General features: G+C 59.4%; 1 protein-coding gene and 1 pseudogene. Both read right to left on the bottom strand.

The features are described from left to right. Positions 1-1,269 (bottom strand): DUF7933 domain-containing protein (locus AC1D1X_RS21175; protein WP_477699099.1); only part of this gene is annotated, 1,269 nt, incomplete at its 3' end. A gap of 632 nt (positions 1,270-1,901) precedes the next feature. Beyond that, positions 1,902-2,231: pseudogene (locus tag AC1D1X_RS21170) on the bottom strand (MFS transporter); the annotation flags it as partial.

Below are 2,231 nucleotides of genomic sequence, written 5' to 3'. Positions count from 1 at the left end.
CGCCTGAACAGCCGCGGTGTAGTTCACTGTCACCGTGCAGCTGCCATTGGCGGGAATGGTCCCGCCGGTCAGCCTGACGCCTTTGTTGCTGTTGATCGCGGCAGCGGCGCCGCCCGCACAGCTGGTCAYCGCCGATGTGACGTTTAACCCTTTTGTCGGGTCGACGCCACCAATCCCGTCGATCGGCGTGTCATCAAAGGTGGTGACAGTCAGTGGCGTATTGCCGCTATTGCTCAAGGTAAGGGTAAGAAAGCCCGAGGCACCGCTTGAAAGGGAGGTGCTGGGCGTAAAGCCCTTGGACACACCGAGCGGAGACCGGACCGTCACGCTGGCCTGCGCATTGGCCTGGGCGGGCAGTCCAAGCACATTGGTGAAGTCGGTGCTCCGGTTGATGATGTTGTTCTGGGCACCGGTCGAGAACTGGCCGTTGGTCTGGTTCGCCTCCACGTTCACAACGAAGGTGCAACTTCCGTTCGCCGGCAGATCTCCGGTGCCGGTCACACTGGTTGCGCCCGCTGCCGGTGCGGGATTGAAGGCCGGTACCGGACCGCTGGTGCACGTTGCATTCGCGCCTGGCGCTGCCGCGACCTTCATGATGGCGCTGCCGCCGAGCTGGGGAAAGTTGTCGGTGATGCTGAACCCGGAAATTGCCACCGGGTTCGGGTTGACCAGCGTGATGGTCAGAGGCGTCGAAGCGCCGCCGAGCACCAGCGTCGAGCTGGTGAATGCCTTTGAAATTTGCGGCTGCTGCAATGCCCTGACCACGAAGGTCTGGGAGACATCTCCTACATTGCTGCCGCCGCTGCTGGTCACCGCACCATTGAGGATTTGATACGCGTAGGAGGTTGCGTTACCCGTCGAGGTGCCGACCGTGACCGGAATGTCGATGACACACTGGCCGTCAATCCCGCCGGCGGCGGCAGGTATGGTGCCGCCAGCCAGGGCAAGCGCCTGCGTTCCCGGGTTGGCGGTTAAAGCCCCACCGCAACCATTGATGGCCGCAGACGCAACACTGAGGCCGTTGGGCAGAAGGCCAGGCAAGCTGTTGCTGAAGTCCACATTGGTGACGGGCACCGGATCGCTGTTGGACAGGGTAATTCGCAAGGTGGCCGTCTCGCCGGGATACATCCCTTGCGCCGGAATGATCGCGGTCACCGAAGCCGTCAAGGCTTGGGCCGCAACGGGCATCAATCCAATGGCCAATCCGAGAGCCGCAGCACGAAGCAAGGAGCCGGCAGCGGCTTTCGCCAGAAATTTCGAGGACAACATAGTAGGCAGTTCGACTCTTTGAATGCTTGGGAACCGTGCCGGTAAGCAGTCCGCAGGAGCACCGAGTCAACGCTGGCAGAGGACGCACTGCGTTTACTCGGCATGTCTCATGTCAGACAACGTACCGGTAACAAACAGTGCGAAGATTAACTATGTTGCGTTTTTTCTAATACTAAATTTACTACTTTGTTAGTTTGAAGTGACAAAAGTGGAACTTTTTAACAACCCTATTAGTTGTATATGTTTCTTTCTGTAATTTTTCGTTGTGCCGATGCAAACCAAGTGGACATTTTTGGCAGCAGGCGGAAATACCTGAAGAAACCGCTGTTGAGCCAGGCATGACTGCGGCTTTTGTGAACGGAATCCCTCACAACGGACAGAGGGGCGGCATCTACGGCCCATGCAGCTCCCGCAAGCGGGAATGGCCAATAACACCCGTGCGACACGCGCCGTACATGCACCGGCTGTCAAACGCAGACAGGTTGCCTGCGGCAGGGCTGCGCCTTTGAGGTTCGTCAGCCCTGATGCTTTTTCCTTTTGGATGGGGGCCGCCAGACCTTGGAACGGCCACTAAATCCGGACTTCTGGAGTCCGCCCTTCACACAGCGCAGGTCAACCTCCTCGCCGAGTTTTCAAGGGATTTTTTTTGCGCGCTGACGTTGGGGCCGGCGTGTCTTCCACCAGCGCGCAAGGTGCACCCTCAAGTCCTGATGTGGGTGGGTGATGCGCCGGATCGCGCCGGCATAATCCAGCGCCAGCCCGGGTGTCCACGCGATCGATTCGGCACGCACCCGTACGCTTCCGGCCAGCCACATGTCGGGGTGAAAGGCCAGGCGCAGCAGGGTTCGCCAGAAAGGTTTGTCGGCAAATACACCTTCCATCGCGGCGTCGATAGCCTCGGTCACGACCACCGAGCAGTTCCGATGCGTCAGGTTATAGGTGTCGTCCTGACGGTACGCTTC

The sequence above is a fragment of the Polaromonas sp. P1_G4 genome (assembly GCF_056405475.1).
Note: the sequence above shows the minus strand (reverse complement) of the source record. Positions and strands in the feature narration are given on the sequence as shown.